At 67.4% G+C, this 16,826-nt stretch carries 13 protein-coding genes; 6 read left to right on the top strand and 7 right to left on the bottom strand.

Features of this window, described 5'->3' with window-relative positions; all coding sequences use genetic code 11:
* Positions 1-6: 6 nt before the first annotated feature.
* Both ABIB29_RS15345 and bcp read left to right on the top strand, forming a co-directional pair.
* The gene (locus ABIB29_RS15345; protein ID WP_354173665.1) at positions 7-663 is read left to right on the top strand and encodes a winged helix-turn-helix domain-containing protein; all 657 of its coding nucleotides are present in this window, start codon (positions 7-9) and stop codon (positions 661-663) included.
* A 70-nt stretch (positions 664-733) separates the two neighbouring features.
* Positions 734-1,213, top strand: a complete 480-nt coding sequence (gene bcp / locus ABIB29_RS15340) for a thioredoxin-dependent thiol peroxidase (RefSeq protein ID WP_354173664.1) — start codon at positions 734-736, stop codon at positions 1,211-1,213.
* A gap of 17 nt (positions 1,214-1,230) precedes the next feature.
* Here bcp and ABIB29_RS15335 read toward each other — a convergent pair whose 3' ends face one another.
* Entirely contained in the window at positions 1,231-2,079 is an 849-nt protein-coding gene (locus ABIB29_RS15335; protein WP_354173663.1) for a class I SAM-dependent methyltransferase, read from the bottom strand.
* Between the two features lie 101 nt (positions 2,080-2,180).
* On the opposite strand from ABIB29_RS15335, the gene ABIB29_RS15330 reads away from it, so the two are divergent.
* The 3 genes from ABIB29_RS15330 to purM all read left to right on the top strand — a co-directional run bounded on the left by ABIB29_RS15330 (position 2,181) and on the right by purM (position 5,455).
* Complete coding sequence (locus ABIB29_RS15330) at positions 2,181-2,525, top strand: hypothetical protein (protein ID WP_354173662.1); 345 nt, start codon at positions 2,181-2,183, stop codon at positions 2,523-2,525.
* 78 nt (positions 2,526-2,603) lie between these two features.
* Positions 2,604-4,286 carry an amidophosphoribosyltransferase gene (purF, locus tag ABIB29_RS15325; protein WP_354173661.1) on the top strand — a complete coding sequence of 561 codons (1,683 nt, stop codon included), beginning with the start codon at positions 2,604-2,606 and terminating at the stop codon, positions 4,284-4,286.
* On the top strand, positions 4,283-5,455 hold the full coding sequence (purM, locus tag ABIB29_RS15320) for a phosphoribosylformylglycinamidine cyclo-ligase (RefSeq protein WP_354173660.1): 1,173 nt from the start codon (positions 4,283-4,285) through the stop codon (positions 5,453-5,455). The genes purF and purM overlap by 4 nt, the downstream gene beginning before the upstream one ends.
* Positions 5,456-5,525: 70 nt before the next feature.
* Here purM and ABIB29_RS15315 read toward each other — a convergent pair whose 3' ends face one another.
* The gene (locus ABIB29_RS15315; protein WP_354173659.1) at positions 5,526-6,308 is read right to left on the bottom strand and encodes a VOC family protein; all 783 of its coding nucleotides are present in this window, start codon (positions 6,306-6,308) and stop codon (positions 5,526-5,528) included.
* 233 nt (positions 6,309-6,541) lie between these two features.
* Positions 6,542-6,775 carry a DUF3073 domain-containing protein gene (locus ABIB29_RS15310; RefSeq protein ID WP_354173698.1) on the bottom strand — a complete coding sequence of 78 codons (234 nt, stop codon included), beginning with the start codon at positions 6,773-6,775 and terminating at the stop codon, positions 6,542-6,544.
* 467 nt (positions 6,776-7,242) lie between these two features.
* Here ABIB29_RS15310 and ABIB29_RS15305 point away from each other — a divergent pair, with 467 nt between their 5' ends.
* Entirely contained in the window at positions 7,243-7,974 is a 732-nt protein-coding gene (locus ABIB29_RS15305) for a septum formation family protein (RefSeq protein WP_354173658.1), read from the top strand.
* Positions 7,975-8,068: 94 nt separating this feature from the next.
* Here ABIB29_RS15305 and clpB read toward each other — a convergent pair whose 3' ends face one another.
* From clpB to betT, 4 genes are all read right to left on the bottom strand, one after another.
* Positions 8,069-10,738: an ATP-dependent chaperone ClpB gene (gene clpB, locus ABIB29_RS15300; RefSeq protein ID WP_354173657.1), complete on the bottom strand. Its 2,670-nt coding sequence runs from the start codon at positions 10,736-10,738 to the stop codon at positions 8,069-8,071.
* A 558-nt stretch (positions 10,739-11,296) separates the two neighbouring features.
* On the bottom strand, positions 11,297-12,874 hold the full coding sequence (locus ABIB29_RS15295) for a GMC family oxidoreductase (RefSeq protein WP_354173656.1): 1,578 nt from the start codon (positions 12,872-12,874) through the stop codon (positions 11,297-11,299).
* 4 nt (positions 12,875-12,878) lie between these two features.
* Positions 12,879-14,375, bottom strand: coding sequence for an aldehyde dehydrogenase family protein (locus ABIB29_RS15290; protein WP_354173655.1), 1,497 nt, complete (start codon positions 14,373-14,375; stop codon positions 12,879-12,881).
* A complete protein-coding gene (betT, locus tag ABIB29_RS15285; RefSeq protein ID WP_354173654.1) occupies positions 14,372-16,513 on the bottom strand; it encodes a choline BCCT transporter BetT in 2,142 nt (713 codons plus the stop codon). The genes ABIB29_RS15290 and betT overlap by 4 nt, the downstream gene beginning before the upstream one ends.
* Between the last annotated feature and the right edge of the window lie 313 nt (positions 16,514-16,826).

Raw genomic sequence — 16,826 nt, 5'->3', positions numbered from 1 at the left:
GCTTCCATGGCAACCGAGGCCCATTCCCCCAGAGGCATATATGCTCGCCGGGAGCCAGACCCGGCCTCCGGAGCGCAGCTCCGGGCACACGGCCTGGCCGTCTGGGTAACGCCGGCCGCCGGCCAGGACATCGATGGCGCCGTGCTGGCGCGGGCGGCGGAACTGCTGCTTGCGCACGCCGAGAAGATTGCCCCGGAGGCGGACGTCCAGCTCTGGCCCGCCGCCGGGGCTGCAACGTCCGCCGACGGCGGAAACACCGTGCCGTCGCCGTCCGCTGCGGAGGACTCCCCGCAGAAGGACGACGACGGCGCCACCCGCCTGCCGCCGTCGGCCGGTCCCGCCAGCCTGGTGTCCGTGGACCTGGCCGCCGGCGAGGTGCAGCTGGACGGGCAGCGGGTGCCGCTGACCGGCGTCGAGTTCAGATTGGTGCGGTACCTTGTGGAGCATTGCTCCCACACCGTGGGCCGGGAAGAGCTCCGGCTGTTTCTTGAATCATTTGATTCACCCGCGGCGGCGTCCCGTTCCATCGACGTGTACATCGGCCGGGTGCGGCGCAAGCTGCGCGGCGGGCGGCACGCGATCGCGACGGTCCGCGGCGGCGGCTACCGATTTGTGCCCGGACCCCATGCCAAGGTGCGCGGGCCGGCGGAATACAGCATCTGAACCAGTTGTTGTGCATCGGCAGGCAGCTTTCTCCGCAGACAGACCCCTCAAAGACCCCTAAGGAATTCCCATGAGCTCCAAACTGACCGTCAAACTCCAGCCCGGAACCCCCGCCCCGGACTTCACGCTGCCGGACGCCGCGGGAGAGAAAGTCGCGCTGGCCGACTACCGCGGGAAGAACGTCATTGTGTACTTCTACCCGCAGGCCGCCACCCCGGGCTGCACCACCGAAGCCTGCGATTTCCGCGACAACCTGGCGTCCCTGCAGGGTTCCGGCTATGAAGTGCTGGGCATCTCCCCCGACGCAGCGGAGGCCCTGGCGAACTTCACCGGCGACTTCGCCCTGACCTTCCCGCTGCTCGCCGACGAAGACCACGCTGTGGCGCTGGCCTACGGCGCGTGGGGCGAGAAGCTGGTCAACGGCGAGGTCACCGAGGGGATCGTCCGCTCCACCGTGGTCCTGGACCCCGAGGGCAACGTGACGCTGGCGCAGTACCAGGTCAAGGCGCAGGGCCACGTCGCCGCGCTGAAGGAAGAGCTGGGCGTCTAGGCACCCTGCGATTCCGGCTACCCCCGGGTCCCGGCCACGATCGTGGCCGTGGAGCGGAGCCGGATGGCGCCGTCGTGCTCGTAGCGGCCCAGCAGCTGGAAGACGTCGGAGCGGATCAGCTCCCGGGCCTCCCGGTCGGTCTGCGCCAGCCCCGCCGCCACTGTGGTCGCAATCTCGGTCATGAACTCCCAGTAGAGCTCCGGCGACGCCTTGACCAGGTCCGTGCTGGCCCTCCGCTCCGTGACGTCGACCAGCCCGGCGTCCCGAAACATGCGGGACATCAGCCCTGCCGCGGAATACCGGAACAGCCCTGGTGTCCCTGCGGGCGGCGGCGGCAGTTCCGTGTGGTGCGCCAGCGTTCCCTGGATCAGGCTGGCCCACGGGTTTTCCGCGGCCCGACCCCACACGGCAGCCGTTATCCGCGCCCCGGGCCTGGCCGTCCGGAACATCTCCCGGAGCGCAGGCCCTATGGCGGGGAAGAAGTTGAACCCGAAGCGGCAAAACACGGCATCGAAGGATTCGTCTTCCAGCGGCAAAGCGGCGGCGTCGCAGACCTCGAAGCGCACGTTCTGAAGCCCCCGGGCCACCGCTTTAGCCTCGGCCACCTTGAGCATGCCGGCTGAGATGTCGGTCAGGACAACATGGCCGTCCGGCACCAGGGCCGCCGCTGTGAGCCCGGGTTCCCCCGTTCCTGACGCAACGTCAAGCACCGAGCTACGCGGATGCAGCCGCGCTTCCTCAATCAGGGCAGCCCCGAACGGGCCGTGCCACGCCAGCAACTCGGCGTCCCATTTCCTCCAGCCTGCCGCGAACTGGTCCCAGATGATGCGCTGCTGGTCACGGATGCTGTCCGCTGCGACTGACATGGTGCGACTCCTTACGCCCGGACCGCACCCTCCCCCACCCCCTAGTGTGCTCCTGCCGCCCCGGCGGGAGCAATGGCTGGCGGGGCAGTAGGCTTAACGGCATGTCTACCCCCGAAACCCCCGGCACCGCAGGCGAGCAGCACGTCCCCGAACGGCGCGAGGTCGCCGTGCGCCGGGCGCCGAAGTACGTGCCGTTCCTGGTCCTGGGCGGGCTCCTGGGCTTCGGCGTGGCCGCCTTCCTCGCCTACGGGCTCCCGGGCGATGAAGCCTACGACGCCGGCTCCGTGTTCGGCTTCTTTATGATCCTGTGCGGCGCGGGCGGCGTCATCCTCGGTGGCGTCGCGGCGCTCATCCTGGACCGCCTGAGCGTCCGCAAGGCCAAGCGCGCCGTCGTCGAATCCGTTCCCGATTCTGTTCCCGACACCGGGGATCAGCAGGGGGCATGACCGGCCGGAGGCCAACCCCAGGAGGTCATAAACCGGTAGCCGGGAAAGTCCTACCGCACAACGTGAGATAATCGACCAGTGGCACGCGGCGATGGAAAACTTTCTCATGATCTTCTCTCTGGCGAAAAAGGCCCTCAGGACGCATGTGGCGTCTTCGGGGTCTGGGCTCCCGGCGAAGAGGTTGCAAAACTCACCTATTACGGGCTGTATGCACTGCAGCACCGCGGTCAGGAGTCGGCTGGTATAGCCACCAGCGACGGCAAGCGGATCAACGTCTACAAAGACATGGGACTCGTCTCCCAGGTCTTCGACGAGACGACGCTCAACACCCTGACCGGGCACCTGGCCGTCGGCCACTGCCGTTACTCCACCACCGGCGCCAGCCACTGGGCCAATGCGCAGCCCACCCTGGGCGCCACCGCGACCGGCACCGTGGCCCTGGCCCACAACGGCAACCTGACCAACACCGCCGAGCTCAAAGCCATGATCGTGGACCGCAACGGCGGCCAGCTCACCGGTGAAATGAAGCAGGGCAACACCTCGGACACCGCCCTCGTCACCGCCCTGCTGGAGGGCGAAGAGGGCAAGTCGCTCGAACAGACCGCCATGGAACTGCTGCCCAAGATCAAGGGCGGCTTCTGCTTCGTCTTTATGGACGAAGGCACCCTTTATGCGGCCCGCGACACCTACGGAATCCGCCCGCTTTGCCTGGGCCGGCTGGAGCGCGGCTGGGTGGTCGCCTCCGAGCAGTCCGCCCTCGCCACCGTCGGCGCCAGCTTCATCCGCGAAATCGAGCCCGGCGAGTTCATCGCGATCGACGAGGACGGCGTCCGCTCCCAGCGCTTCGCCGAGGCGACGCCGGCCGGCTGCGTCTTCGAGTACGTTTACCTCGCCCGCCCGGACGCCTCCATCGCAGGCCGCTCCGTGTACGAGTCCCGCGTGGAGATGGGCCGCCAGCTGGCCCGCGAAAACACCCAGGAAGCGGACATCGTCATCCCGGTCCCGGAGTCCGGCACTCCCGCGGCGGTCGGCTACGCCGAGGAATCCGGCATCCCCTTCGCCCACGGTTTCGTCAAGAACGCCTACGTGGGCCGGACGTTTATCCAGCCCTCCCAGACGCTCCGCCAGCTCGGCATCCGGCTCAAGCTCAACGCGCTCGAATCCGTGATCCGCGGCAAGCGCGTGGTGGTGGTGGATGACTCGATCGTCCGCGGCAACACCCAGCGCGCAATCGTCCGGATGCTCCGCGAAGCCGGCGCCGCCTCCGTCCACGTAAAGATCTCCTCCCCGCCGGTGCAGTGGCCGTGCTTCTACGGCATCGACTTCGCCTCCCGCGCGGAGCTGATCGCCAACGGCGCCACGATCGAGGAAATCTCACAGGCCATCGGCGCCGACTCGCTGGCCTACATCTCCGAAGACGGCATGATCGAGGCCACCCGCCAGCCGCGCGAACGCCTGTGCACCGCCTGCTTCACCGGCCAGTACCCGATCGCGCTCCCGGGCGCCGACAAGCTGGGCAAGAACCTGCTCGAACGCACCGACCTCGGCGGGCTCCCCGCCGCCGGGGATGCAGCCCTCGGCGCCGCAGCGTCGGAATCCGCCGCCGACACTGCCGCCGGTATCAGCGCCACCGAGGACCCGGCCGAGAAGTCCGGTGCCACCGGCTGCGATCCCGGTCCGGACGCCGAATTCGAAGAACTGCTCACCGCTGACGATCGCATTGATCGCACCATTGCTGCCGACAAGAAAGAGCCCGTATGACTTCCGCCTCCCCGGCCGCTGACATGAACGCCGCCCAGAACGCCGTCGGCATCACCTACGCCTCCGCCGGCGTCGACGTCGAAGCGGGCGACCGCGCCGTCGAACTGATGAAGGACGCCGTCAAGGCGACCCACAACTCCTCGGTGATCGGCGGCGTCGGCGGCTTCGCCGGCCTGTACGACGTCTCGAAGCTGCTGACCTACAAGCGCCCGCTGCTGGCCACCTCCACCGACGGCGTCGGCACCAAGGTCGCCATCGCGCAGGCCATGGACATCCACGACACCATCGGCTTCGACCTCGTCGGCATGGTGGTCGATGACATCGTCGTGGTGGGCGCCGAGCCTCTGTACATGACGGACTACATCGCCTGCGGCAAGGTGGTCCCGGAGCGCATCGCGGACATCGTCCGCGGCATCGCGGCCGCCTGCTCCGTGGCCGGCACCGCCCTCGTGGGTGGCGAAACCGCCGAGCACCCGGGCCTGCTGGGCGAGCACGAGTACGACGTCGCCGGTGCCGCCACCGGTGTTGTCGAAGCCGCCGACCTGCTGGGCCCGGACCGCGTCCGCGCCGGCGACGTCGTGATCGGCATGGCCTCCTCCGGGCTGCACTCCAACGGCTACTCCCTGGTCCGCCGCGTCATCAACCACGCCGGCTGGGCCCTGGACCGCCACGTCTCCGAGTTCAGCCGCACCCTCGGCGAGGAACTCCTGGAACCGACCCGCGTCTACGCCGCCGACTGCCTGGACCTGGCCCGCACGTTCCCGGTGAACGGTTCCGCCGCCGGCCAGGCCGTGCACGGTTTCAGCCACGTGACCGGCGGCGGCCTCGCCGCCAACCTGGCCCGCGTGCTGCCGCAGGGCCTGCTGGCCACTGTGGACCGCGCCACCTGGCAGCTTCCGGCCATCTTCCGGCTCGTGGCCGAACTGGGCAACGTCCCGCTGGCCGACCTCGAGCGCACGCTGAACCTGGGCGTGGGCATGGTGGCGATCGTCTCCCCCGAGGCCGCCGACGCCGCCGTGAACCGGCTCAACGAGCGCGGGCTCCCGGCCTGGGCCATGGGCACCGTGGAGGAAAACTCGGACGCCATCGTCAAGACCGGACCGGACTACGTCCAGGGCGCCAAGGGCGTCGACGGCGGCGCCGTCCGGCTGGTCAACGCCTACGCTTAAGGTTCATCGAGTGCTCCCCACCGGCCCTCAAAACGGCGGTCATGGAGCACTCGATGTGTTTTAAGCGGGGTTAGACCTCCAGGACGCTGAACACTCCGCCCTGCGGGTCCTCGAGGGTGGCGATGGTCCCGGCGTCCTCGGACTCGTCCGGCGCGATCAGGACCATGCCGCCCGCAGCCACAGCCGCCGCGACTGCTTCGGCGACGCTGGCCACCCCAAAATACACCTGCCACCCGGGCTTGAGCGTGCCCTCGGCATCCGCCGGCACCGCGGCGATTCCGGCCACCTCCGCGCCGTTGACCATCAGCGTGCTGTACTTGCCGCCGTCGTCCTGCGGGTACTCGGTCACGTCCTGGCCGAACAGCTGCTGGAAGAATCCGACGGCGGACTGCGGCTCGGGCGTCAGCAGCTCGGCCCAGGCCAGGGCACCGGGCTCGCCGCTCCGGACGGTGCCCTGGCCTGGGCCGAGCTGCCAGGCACCGGTAGTGCCGCCGCCGGGCGGGGCGAAGAAGACCATCACGCCGGTGCCGTCCACCTCCTCGGGGCCGAACTCCAGGGTTCCGCCGGCATGGACCAGGCTGGCGGCGAGCTTCTGGGCGTCGGAGGATGCGAAGTACACATTCCACTGACAGGGAGCTCCGGCGGCCAGCTGCGACGGATTCTGCGGCGCGATCACGGTGACCAGGTCCCCGCCCAGGAATGCCTGCGCGTAGCTGCGCCCGTCCGGGGTGGGCAGGTCCTCGAAGCGCCAGCCGAAGACCGCAGCATAGAACGCCTTGGCCTCCGCCACGTCACTGGTCTGGAGGTCCGTCCAGCAAACTTCCCCCTCGGTGAAGCCCGTGCGAATAGTCATGGCAGTCCTTCCGGGGAGGGGAGCACGGGGTTTCCCGGCACGTCCACGGTAGCCCCGGGCCGCGGACCCCGGCAACACACACGCCCGGACCGCCGGGCCACCCGCCCTGCCCGCCGGAACTTCCGGGCAGCAGAAAACCCGCCGTCCACCCCATTACTGGGAGTGGCCGGCGGGCCTGAAATCATGTGGTCGGCAATCCGCTAACGGAAGTGCATGCCGGAAAGAAGTGTCGACTAACCTATCCGACGGGAATCCACCTCGTCGTCGTCCTCTTCCACATCGTCCGCGTACTTATCCACATAGGCCGAATAATCCGGCTCAGCAGGCTCACTCGAGAAACGACTCGGTGCCCGGACCTCAGAGCTCTTGAGCTCACGCTGAAGGGCTGTGTAGTCAGTGTTCGGGGAATAGTACTTTATATCCCGAGCCTGCTTGGTAGCTTTTGCCTTTTGACGGCCGCGCCCCATGGCGTGACCCCCTTTTGTACTCGGACCGGAGGTGGTCACCATTGGCGTTAGTGAGGCCCCGGAATGTTTGGTCAATTTGTCGTACACCTAGATTACATGCTTTCAGCGGTAACTGCTCCCCGGGACGGCCACTCCGGGCGACGTCGGGCGCGCCGCTGCTCCGGGCGGCGCCCCGGCGGCATGCAGGCCGCCCGGCATCTTAGATAGAGTTCCGTAGTGGACTTCCGGAAACGGGTCCCGCCGCCGTGCGTCCCGCCGCGGCCCAGACGCACGGAAGTGGTGAATTCTCAGTGACCGAAGAGAACGAAAGGCCCGGCAACGCCGGCACGCCTGGGCTTCCCCCGGCCGGCGGACCCGGCGAGCGGTCCGCGCCTCCCGTACCGTCTGCCGTTCCCCCGAAACCGTCGGCGCCGCCCACGTCCGCGACGCCGATTGTGCCGCCGTCGGCCCGGCCGTCGACCCCGCTCATGCCGCCAGCGGCCCCGCCCGCAGCGCCTGCCCGGCCGTCAGTGCCGCCGGTCAACCGGCCCGACGCCGGGCAGCCGGGCCCGCGCCGCGCCGGGGGCGCCCCGGGGACCGCGCGCGCAGCCGGCGCTGCCGGTGCCGCCACCGCCGCCCTCGCGGGGGCCGGGAAGGTGGCTTCGGACAAAGCGTTCCAGCTGGGCGGCTGGGCACGCCGCCAGAGTGCCGCGCGGATGGGCGGCGCCGTGGCCGCCGTCGTTGTCATGGGTCTGCTGATCTGGTGGCTGACCTCGCTGGGCGGCGCCCCGAAACAGCCCGTCGCGGATGCCGCCCCTGCCCCTGCTGCCGCCACGACGTCGGCCGCACCCGCGAGCCGGGGCCCGCTGCCGCTGGAAGGGGTCGGCCCGCTGGATTTCCAGCTCGGCGACTGCTTCAAGGACTTCGATCCGGAGGCTCCGCAGTCCACCGTCGTGGATTGCGGCACGGGGCACTCAGCCCAGCTGATCGGGATCCATCACTATCAGGCAACGGAGGCCTACCCCGGCCTGAACGCGCTGAAGGACAAGGGCCGCGAGACGTGCCGCAGTGCGCAGTTGGCCGCTGCCGCCACCACCTATACCCTGCTGCAGCGCAACGCCTACCCGAGCGCCTCGAGCTGGGACAACGGCGACCGCCGGGTGGACTGCTACGTGACCGCGGATGGCGGCAACGTCATCATGGAGACGCTGGTCCCCTAAAGGGTTCACACCGGCCCCTCACCGGGGACTTTGCCCACAAAGAAACTGCCAGCCGGAGCACGCTCAGGCTGGCAGTTTCTTGTTTAGTGCTGCGTTATGCCTTGCGGCGGACCGAGAGCCCGCTGCCGGTGGAGGCGCCGCCGTCGGGCCGGAGCGACGCTTCGATGCCGCCCACGGTCAGCTCCGTAAGGTCAGGCGCGGTGTCCACCAGCACGGTGTCGCCGTCCATGATTTCGCCGGCCAGGATGGCCTTTGCCAGCCGATCGCCGATTTCGCGCTGCACCAGGCGCCGCAGCGGCCGGGCACCGTAGGCCGGGTCGAAGCCGGTCACCGCGAGCCAGGCGCGGGCACCCTCGGTCACTTCCAGGTTGAGCCGGCGGCCCTTGAGGCGTTCGCCCAGTTCCTTGACCTGCAGCTCCACGATCCGGGAGAGCTCCTCGACGCTCAGCGGGTCGAACAGCACCACTTCATCGAGCCGGTTCAGGAACTCGGGCTTGAAGGAGGCGTGCACGGTGGCCATGACAGCGTCGCGCTTGGCCTTCGCATCCAGGGCCGGGTCGACCAGGAACTGGCTGCCCAGGTTCGAGGTCAGCACCAGGATCACATTGCGGAAGTCCACGGTGCGGCCCTGGCCGTCGGTGAGGCGGCCGTCGTCGAGCACCTGCAGCAGGATGTCGAACACCTCGGGGTGGGCCTTCTCCACCTCGTCCAGCAGCAGCACGGAGTACGGGCGGCGGCGGACGGCTTCGGTCAGCTGGCCGCCTTCCTCGTAGCCCACGTAGCCGGGGGGCGCCCCGACGAGCCGGGCCACGGAGTGCTTCTCCGAATATTCGGACATGTCGATCCGCACCATGGCGCGTTCGTCGTCGAACAGGAAGTCGGCCAGGGCCTTCGCCAGCTCGGTCTTGCCAACGCCCGTGGGGCCCAGGAACAGGAAGGAGCCGGTGGGCCGGTTGGGGTCGCTGATTCCGGCCCGGGCCCGGCGGACGGCGTCGGAGACCGCGGTGACGGCCTTGGTCTGGCCGATGAGCCGCTCGCCGAGCACGTGCTCCATCTCCAGCAGCTTCTGGCTTTCGCCCTGCAGCATGCGGCCGGCGGGGATGCCGGTCCAAGCGGAAATGACCTCGGCGATGTCGTCGGCGGTGACCTCTTCGGCCACCATGAGTTCCTGCTTGGCCCCGCCCCCGGCCACGCGGGCGGATTCTGCTTCGGCGGCTTCGTTGAGCTCCCGCTCCAGGGCGGGAAGTTCGCCGTACAGGATCCGCGAGGCGGCCTCAAGGTCGCCTTCGCGCTGGAATTTCTCGGCGGCGGAGCGCAGTTCGTCGATCCTGGCCTTGAGGTCGCCGACGCGGTTCAGGCCGGCTTTCTCGGCTTCCCAGCGGGCGTTGAGCGCGGAAAGTTCTTCCTTCTTGTCCGCCATGTCCGCCCGGATGGCGGCCAGCCGTTCCACCGATGCGGGGTCGGTCTCGCTGGCCAGGGCCAGTTCCTCCATGGTCAGGCGGTCCACGGAACGGCGCAGCTGGTCGATCTCCTCCGGGGCGGAATCGATCTCCATCCGCAGCCGGGATGCGGCCTCGTCAACGAGGTCGATCGCCTTGTCCGGGAGCTGGCGGCCGGAGATGTAGCGGTTGGAGAGGGTGGCGGCGGCGACGAGGGCGGAGTCGGCGATGGCGACCTTGTGGTGCGCCTCGTAGCGTTCCTTGAGTCCGCGCAGGATGCCGATGGTGTCCTCCACGCTCGGCTCCCCGACGAAGACCTGCTGGAACCGGCGTTCCAGCGCGGGGTCCTTCTCGATGTTTTCGCGGTACTCGTCCAGCGTGGTGGCGCCGATCAGCCGCAGTTCGCCGCGGGCCAGCATGGGCTTGAGCATGTTCCCGGCGTCCATGGAGCTGTCCCCGGACGCGCCGGCCCCCACCACCGTGTGGATCTCGTCGATGAAGGTGACGATCTGGCCCTCGGAGCCCTTGATTTCCTCCAGGACGGCCTTGAGGCGTTCCTCGAATTCGCCGCGGTACTTGGCACCGGCCACCATGGACGCGAGGTCCAGGGCGATCAGGGTCTTGCCGCGCAGGCTTTCGGGCACGTCGCCGGCGACGATCCGCTGGGCGAGGCCTTCGACGACGGCGGTCTTGCCGACGCCGGGTTCGCCGATGATGACGGGGTTGTTCTTGGTCCGGCGGCTCAGCACCTGGATGATGCGGCGGATCTCGGCGTCGCGGCCGATCACCGGGTCCAGTTTGCCGGAGCGGGCAATCGCGGTGAGGTCGGTGCCGTACTTCTCCAGGGCCTGGAAGGTGTTCTCAGGATCGGCGGTGTCCACCTTGCGGTCGCCGCGGACCCCGGGGAGGGCGGCGAGCAGGGCCTCGTGGGAGGCGCCGGCGTCGCGCATCAGCTTGCCGACGGCGTCACTTCCGGACGCGAGGCCCAGCAGCAGGTGCTCGGTGGAGACGAACGTGTCGCCAAGCCGCTCGGCCTCGTTCTGCGCGTTCTTGATCCCCTGCAGGGCGGTGCGGGACAGCTGCGGCTGCTGCACCGAACTGCCGGAGGTCGACGGAAGGGCCTTGATCGCGGTGCTGGCCTGGACGCTGACGGAATCCGGGTCCGTGCCGGTGGCGCGGAGGAGCGCCACAGCCACCCCCTCGCGCTGGTCCATAAGCGCCTTGAGCAGGTGGGCGGGTTCGAGCTGGGGGTTGCCCGCCGTCGAGGCGTTCATGGCGGCTGCCGCAAGAGCCTCCTGGCTCTTGGTGGTGAATTTGGCGTCCAAAGAGAGCTCCTTACGGGAACATGCTGATATTAAAGTTGAGTCTACTCCGCTCAACTTTGCATGGGGTCCCTTTGGCTCCATGTTTGCCGACGGCGAAACTGCTGTCTAGGGCCGGAGTCCCCCCGGGCGCCCGCGTCACCCCGCCGTGGACATGCCCTCCGTGCGGGCCGGCCGCTGGACATAGCCCCAATATGCCCACTCCCCGGGCCCAGGGGTGGGCATGTCCCCAAAGCTTGGAGGGCAGCAATGGACATACCCTCCGCTCGGGCCGGCCGCTGGACATATTCCCAATATGCCCACGCCCCGGGTCCAGGGGTGGGCATGTCCCCAAGGCTTGGAGGGAAGCAATGGACATACCCTCCGCGCACAGGAACGGACCCGGCCCCCGAGTGGACATGCCCCCTCGCGCGAGGCGGCGGTGCTGGACATGCCCTCCGTTCGGGCCAGCCGCTGGACATAATCCCAATATGCCCAGCGGCCCGGCTCAAGGCTGGGCATGTCCCCAGGGCGCAGCGGGGCGCATGCGGGTACGGCCGCTCGGATGCCAGCCAGCGGCCGCTAGGCCTGGCGCGCCAGCTCGACCAGCTCGGCGCAGCGTTCGCCGATCATCATGGTGGTGATGTTCGGGTTGACGGTGGTCAGTTCGGGCATCACCGAGGCGTCGGCCACGCGCAGTCCGGTGACACCTTTGACCCGCAGTTCGGGATCCAGCGGCGACATCCGGTCCTCGGGGGCACCCAGGCGGACGGTGCCGGCCGGGTGGTAGACCGTGTTGTGCGTCTTGCGGATGTAGTCGGCGATCTGCTCGTCGGTCTGGATGTCGGGGCCGGGGTAGAGTTCGGTTCCCACCCAGTCGACAAGCGCCGGCTGGGCTGCGATTTCGCGGGCTTTCCGGATGCCTGCGATCATGACGCGCATGTCGTGCGGGTCGGTGAAGTAGCGGGGGTCCACCTTGGGCTTGTCGCGGAAATCCTTGCTCCGGAGCTTGACGGTGCCACGGGAGCGCGCGTGCGTGACGTTCGGGGTGAGGCAAAAGCCGTTCTCCGTCGTCGGGAAGCCCTGGCGCAGGGTGTGCATGTCGAACGGCACGGAACCGTAGTGGAACATGAGGTCGGGCCGGTCCAGGCCCTCTTCCGTGGTGGTGAAAATCCCGGCCTCCCACCACTGCGTGGATGTCTCGGTCATGGGCTGCTTGGCGTCCCATTGGATGACACCCTCGGGGTGATCCTGCAGGTGCTCGCCTACGCCCGGGGAGTCTGCCCGCACCGGAATGCCGAACTCCTCCAGCTGTGCGGCCGGGCCGATGCCGGAGAGCATCAGCAGCTTGGGGGAGTCGATGGTTCCGGCAGAAACGATCACTTCGTGTCGGGCGCCCAGCAGGTGGGTTTTGGCAAAGGCGTTGTCCACGACGGCGACGCCGGTGCAGCGGTTGCCGCCGTCGAACGTCAGTTCCTTGGCGCGCAGCCCCGTGAGGAGGGTGAAGTTGTTCCGGTCAAGGATCGGATGGATGTAGGACACGGACGAGGAAGCCCGGGTGCCGTCCTTCCGGCGGTTGATCTGGAAGAAGCCGGCACCGTTGATGACGGTCTCACCGGTATTGAAGCGGACCTTCGGAATGCCAGCCTGCTCGCAGGCATCCAGCATGGCCCGGCCGGTGGGATCCGACGGCGGAACGTTCATCAGGTGGACCGGGCCGGCGTCGCCGTGGTGCGGTGCGTCCGGACCTGCGTCCTCGTTGGTTTCCAGTTGCTTGTACAGGCGGTATGCCATCTCCGCGTTCCAGCCCGTGGCGCCGAACTTCTGCTCCCACTCGTCGATATCCTCGCGGGGCGCCCAGAAGGCGATGCAGGAGTTGTGGCTGGAGCAGCCGCCCATTACTTTGGCCCGCGCGTGGCGCATGAACGAGTTGCCGTTTTCCTGCTCTTCGACGGGGTAATCCCAGTCGTAGCCGGATTCCAGCAGTTCCATCCAGCGGTCCAGCTGCAGGATCTCATCCAAGCCCCGGTCATCGGGGCCGGCCTCAACCAGGGCCACCTCCACCGAGGGGTCCTCGCTGAGCCTGGACGCCACTGCCGCGCCGGCGGAGCCGCCGCCAATGACGATGTAGTCGAATTCAGCCTTGTTCAGGTTGGTCATGGTGCTACTTTCCCTCAGCGGCGGCGGAACGGTCGGCAAACCATCCGGTCACCTGCGGATCGATGTTGTGGTAAACGTGCTTGGCCTCTTGGTACTCGGCCAGCCCCGTAGGGCCGAGTTCGCGCCCGACGCCGGACTGGCCGAATCCGCCCCACTCCGCCTGCGGCAGGTACGGGTGGAAGTCATTGATCCAGATGGTGCCGTGACGCAGCTTGCGGGCCACCCGCTGGCTCTTGCCGGCGTCCTGGGACCAGACCGCGCCCGCAAGCCCATAGTGGGTGTCGTTGCCCAACCGCACGGCTTCCTCCTCGCTGGTGAACGTCTCCACCGTGACGACCGGGCCGAACGCCTCGTCCGTGAGCACGGACATACCGCTGTGCACCCGGTCCAGGACGGTGGGCAGGTAGTAGTAACCCTTTGCCAGGTCGCCTTCGCCCCATTTCCCGCCACAGCGCAGGCGCGCGCCCTCGGCGAGCCCCTTTTCCACGTAGGAGCTCACCTTGTCGCGGTGCGCTGCCGAGATCAGCGGTCCGGTCTCGGCATCGGGGTCGAAAGGGCCGCCGAGGCGGATCTGCCGGGCGCGGAGGACCAGCTCATCCACGAATCGTTCCGCTATGGACTCCTCGACAATCAGCCGTGAGCCGGCGGAGCAGACCTGGCCTGAATGCACGAAGGCCGCATTGAGGGCATTGTCCAGCGCGGCGTCGAAGTCAGCGTCCGCGAAGATGATGTTCGGGTTCTTGCCGCCCAGTTCCAGGGCGACCTTCTTGACCGAGGCCGCGGCGGACGCAGCAATGGTCTTGCCGGTCTCCAGCCCGCCTGTGAAGGAGACCAAATCCACGTCCGGATTCCCGGACAGCACGGACCCTACTGTCTTGCCGTCGCCCAGCACCAGGTTGGCAACCCCGTCGGGAAGGCCCAGTTCTGCAAGGACTTCCATCATGAGGATCGCGGTGTGCGGGGTGAGCTCGCTCGGTTTGAGGACGAAGCTGCATCCTGCCGCCAGCGCGGGTGCGATCTTCCAGGCGGCCTGCAGAAGCGGGTAGTTCCACGGTGCGATCAGCGCACAGACACCCACGGGTTCGTATTCGATCCGGCTGACCACCGTGTTGCTGCCGGCATCCACAAGCCGGCCGGAGTCCTGCCCGGCGATCTTGCCAAAGTACTCGAAGCAGTTGGCGATGTCGTCCATGTCGATTTCGCTCTCCACCAGGCGCTTTCCGGTGTCCAGCGTTTCCGCACGGGCGAATTCCGCCTTGCGCTCGCGCAGCCGGTTCGCCACACGGAGCAGGAAGGAGCCCCGCTCCAAAGCAGGCGTGCCGGCCCAGTCACCTCCGTCAAACGCCTTCCGGGCAGCGTCGACCGCGCGGACCGCGTCGGCCGCGGTGGCCTCAGAAACGACGCCGGCCAACTCCCCGTCCGCCGGGCAGAGGATCTCCCGGGTTCCGCCGTCGGATGCCGCGCTCCAGGTGCCGCCAATAAAAAGTGTTGCGGTTGTCATTTTGTTGCCTCCTGCGTCTCAAAATCTGATTCCCAATTGTCTTTGGCCATCTGGTCTTCAGCCAGCACGGTGTTGCCCGGGGCTGCACGGTTCAGATGCAGGAATTCCAGGTGCTGTTCGTAGTGGTCCAGGACATCGGTGATGACCTGTTCCTTGGTGTAGCCCATCAGGTCGTAGCCGTGGCTGCCTTCGAGGGAAAACGCCTCCATCCGGTAGTAGTGGTCCTCCGGGTCCGCCCTCCGGGTGGCATACGACGGGGTCTCGTACTGCACGGGGTAGATCTGGTACTTGAACGGACGCTCCTCCGCCATTGCGAGCTGCAGGTCGATGCTGTCGATTCCACAGGAATCCACCTTGGCGACCGACAGGGTGGTCTCGGCGCCCTGTGACCTGAGTTCCTCACTCACTTCCTGCAGCGCAGGAAGGGCAACGCCCTCCACGAATCGCGTGGTCTGCCGGCGGCCGGGGTAGCTCATTGCCCTGGTCAACCGCTGCCGCCAACTGCGGCCGCCCCGCTGCTCTCCCCCGGCCCGGCCCGAAATGATTCCGGGCAGGCTGGCGCGGTAACTGTCATTGAGCGAATTCTCCACTCTGAGCGCCTTGTACAGCCCCAGCATGATGAACACCAACAGCAGGGACAGCGGAAGGCCCATAACGATCGTGGCGTTCTGCAGTGTCACGACACCGCCGACCATCAGCATGGCGAGGGTCAGCAGGCCGGTGGCGAGAGCCCAGAAGACCCTGACCCACTCCGGCCCGTCGGAGTCCGCGTCCTTGAGGTGCGAGGTGAAGTTCGCCATCACGAGAGCACCGGAGTCAGCCGAGGTGACGTAGAAGAGAAGCCCTGTGAAGGTGGCGATGGCGGCCGTCACGGGAACCCCCGGGTACTCGGCCAGGAGGCTGTAGAACCCGCGCTCCGGATTGCTCATGGCGACCTCGCCGAAGGCAGCGTTTCCGTTCATGATGAGCTCGAGGCTGGAGTTACCGAAGATCGAAATCCAGAGCAGAATGAAAAGGAACGGGACAGTCATGGTGCCAATGACGAACTGGCGGATGGTACGGCCGCGGGAAATCCGGGCCAGGAACAATCCCACGAACGGGGCCCAGGCAATCCACCAGGCCCAGAAGAACAGAGTCCAGGCATTCAGCCAGTCGGTGGGCCGGTCGTAGGCAAAAGTGTCAAGCGTCATGGCGGGGAACCGGCTCATGACATCGCCGAAGTTTTGCACGATGCCGTCCAGGAGGAAGTTTGTCTTCCCGGCAATGAGCACAAAGAGCATCAGCGCCAACGCCAGGACAACGTTGAGTTCCGACATCCGGCGGATGCCCTTTTCCACCCCGGAGACCACGGATACGGTGGCCATGACCACAGAGAGTGCGATGAGTCCGATCTGGACGGCGAGGCTCTCGGGGATTCCGAACATGAAGTTCAGCCCGTAGTTGAGCTGCACGACGCCAATTCCCAGCGAAGTGGCGATACCAAAGATCGTGCCGAGCAGGGCTGCGATGTCCACCGCGTGCCCGATCGGTCCCTCGATCTTCTTCCCGAAGATCGGGTACAGCGCCGACCTGATACTTAGCGGCAGGTTGTGCCGGTAGGCGAAGTAGCCCAGGGCCAACCCCATGAGCGCGTAAAGGGCCCAACCGGTAAGCCCGTAGTGGAACAACGTCCAGACGAGGGCCTGACGAGCGGCCTCGGGGTTGCTTCCCTCGCCCCGCGGCGGGGCGAGGTACTGGCTGACCGGTTCGGAGACCGAGAAAAACATCAGGTCAATGCCGATGCCTGCCGCGAAAAGCATCGCAGCCCACGTGAACATCCCGAATTGGGGCTTGGAATGGTCCGGGCCCAGCTTGGTTTTTCCCACCCGGGACAGCGCCACTACGAGCACAAAAACCAAGGCGGCGGTCACAATCAGGAAGTAGTACCAGCCCATGTTGGCGGACACCCAGCCGACCATGGCTCCAATGACGGCTTCGGCATTCTCCTTGGCGAGGATGGCCCAGAGCGTGATCCCCACGACGCCTGTGGCAGACCCGATGAAGACACTCTTGTTGACCCGCGTCTTTCGCTCCCCACCTCCATCCGGCTCGCCGGGGGCTGCGGTCGAGTTGGTCCTGACAGTGGCATTCTGGCTCATTGATCCCGTTCCAGTTGTTGAGGCTGCGGTCGGGACGCCAGTGCGGCATGATGACGCGGTTTGGCTGTTTCAGCCGGGTTCGAGGCCTGGCGGGCGTCCCGTTGGGTCTGGCTCGGCCATCGAGGCTAGCAATTTCGAGCACGAAGTGATGAGTTAAGTGAATTCGGCCACTTTGCCGGACCGGACGCCAAGAGGGCTCGAACTGAACGGCACTGGGGCGAAAAGGGGGCCGGGGCACTGGACTGGCCCCACATGAAGGCCTGTGCCGATCCCCGTTAAACTCATTCGACGGTCGGCTCCCCCAAGGAGCCGA

The sequence above is a fragment of the Arthrobacter sp. UYEF36 genome (assembly GCF_040547025.1).
Lineage (GTDB): Bacteria > Actinomycetota > Actinomycetes > Actinomycetales > Micrococcaceae > Arthrobacter.
Note: the sequence above shows the minus strand (reverse complement) of the source record. Positions and strands in the feature narration are given on the sequence as shown.